This is a genomic window from Streptomyces sp. NRRL S-31, from assembly GCF_000718775.1.
Taxonomy (GTDB): domain Bacteria; phylum Actinomycetota; class Actinomycetes; order Streptomycetales; family Streptomycetaceae; genus Streptomyces.
This window is the reverse complement of the sequence record NZ_JOCB01000247.1, coordinates 1-553: the sequence shown is the minus strand read 5'-3', so window position 1 is coordinate 553 and position 553 is coordinate 1. Positions and strand designations below refer to the sequence as shown.

General features: G+C 80.5%; 1 pseudogene. It reads left to right on the top strand.

The window, feature by feature from the left end:
* Window positions 1-553, top strand: a pseudogene (locus IF37_RS0138460) (DNA polymerase III subunit gamma and tau); the annotation flags it as partial.

Genomic DNA, 553 nt, shown 5'->3' with positions numbered 1-553 from the left:
GCCGCAGCAACAGGGCCGCCCCGCGGGGCCACCCGCCGCCCCCGCCCCCGCCCCCGCGTCCCAGGCTCCGGCGCCCGCCCCGGCCGGCGGTCTCGACCCGCGCGCGCTCTGGCCGAACATCCTGGAGGCCGTGAAGAACCGTCGCCGCTTCACCTGGATCCTGCTCAGCCAGAACGCCCAGGTGACCGGCTTCGACGGCACCACCCTCCAGCTCGGCTTCGTCAACGCCGGAGCCCGCGACAACTTCTCCGGCAGCGGCAGCGAGGACGTACTGCGGCAGGCGCTGTCCGAGCAGTTCGGCGTGGAGTGGAAGATCGAGGCGGTCCTCGACCCGTCCGGCGGCGGTTCCGCCCCGCAGGCCCCGGCCGGCTCATCCGGCTACGGCGGCGGCGGCTTCGGCGGGGGTGGCTACGGCGGCGCGTCCGCCGGCGGCTACGGCGGCGCCCCGGGCGGTGGCCCCGGCGGGCGCCCCGGCCCCCCCCGCCGCCCCCCGCCCCGCGGCCGCCCAGCCGGCCCCGCAGGCGCCCGCCGCGCCCCGGCACAGCGCTCCGGC